The sequence below is a fragment of the Escherichia sp. AM3 genome, assembly GCF_032029835.1.
GTDB classification, from domain to species: domain Bacteria; phylum Pseudomonadota; class Gammaproteobacteria; order Enterobacterales; family Enterobacteriaceae; genus Escherichia; species Escherichia coli.
In genome coordinates, this window is sequence record NZ_JAVUPQ010000370.1 from 1 (window position 1) to 1,025 (window position 1,025).

Consider the following 1,025-nt stretch of genomic DNA (forward strand, 5'->3'; position numbering starts at 1 on the left):
TCGTGATCTTTACTGCTGCTAAAGCCACTTTTGGTGCCAGCCTCAAACTCCATCATGGTTTCCGGCTGGCCTTTTTTGGTCACGATGTTGATCAGGCCACCGGTACTGCCGCCGCCGTACAGGGACGTCGCACCGGAGATCACTTCAATATGGTCGATATTAAAAGGATCTATAGAGTCCAGTTGTCGGCTGTCGGTACGTGAAGAGTTGAGACGCACGCCGTCAACCAGCACGACCAGCGGGCGGCCACGCACATTCATACCGTAGTTGGTGCGGCTCCGGCTGCTGACGTCAAGGCCAGGGATCAGCTGAGCCAGTGCGTCTTTAAGCTCTTTGCCGCCCTGAATCTGCTGTTCCAGTTCGGCGTTTTCGATAACCCAGGTGGTTTGCGCCATCTCCGCTACGGTGCGATTGCTGCGGTTGGCAGACACCACGAACGTTTCATCATCGGTTTGTTGAGCGACTGCTGGCGCCATCATGGTAAGAAGCAGTGGGTTGAGAGCCCAAAGCGTATACTTTTTGCTTATCATCATTATTCCTCCATACGGGCGGAAAAAATCAGCCCAAAGATGCTGTGTAGCGAGTTAAAGAAGCAGCCTCCGGCTGCGTTTTCCCTAGGTGCCGCTGCGCCACTGAATCAGGGCGGGCGGCATACTGAGATCGAATAAATCACGTCCCATTACGCGATTAAGAATACGTGCAGATCTCCATGCCATCAGGCTGAGCTGGGGTTCGGCGATGCCATGGGTTTGCATACTGGCGTTGACCACGAAGATGTTGTTCTCTTTCGGGCCACTCCATTCCAGAGTGAAGTCATCACGCACTTTAAAGGTGTTCTTATCGTGCATGGTGATCAGGGGCATCAGTGAGGGAAGTATTTGTGGCAACGCAGAACGGTAACCTGTGGCGAAAATCACCACATCACTTTCCAGGCTCTCCCTGCCCTGATCCAGATGATGCTCCATCAGCAACTTCCAGCCAGGACCACTACTTTCCAGAGTTGTTACCGAGCGGCTGGGTAGCAG

1 protein-coding gene and 1 pseudogene are annotated in these 1,025 nt (G+C 53.6%); both read right to left on the reverse strand.

Annotation, left to right across the window (positions count from 1 at the left end; translation table 11 throughout):
• Positions 1–533, reverse strand: a 533-nt coding sequence (locus tag RTW80_RS25920) for a TonB-dependent receptor plug domain-containing protein (protein WP_290100720.1), incomplete at its 3' end; no start/stop codon positions are given.
• 25 nt (positions 534–558) lie between these two features.
• Positions 559–1,025, reverse strand: a pseudogene (gene iucD, locus RTW80_RS25925) (NADPH-dependent L-lysine N(6)-monooxygenase); the annotation flags it as partial.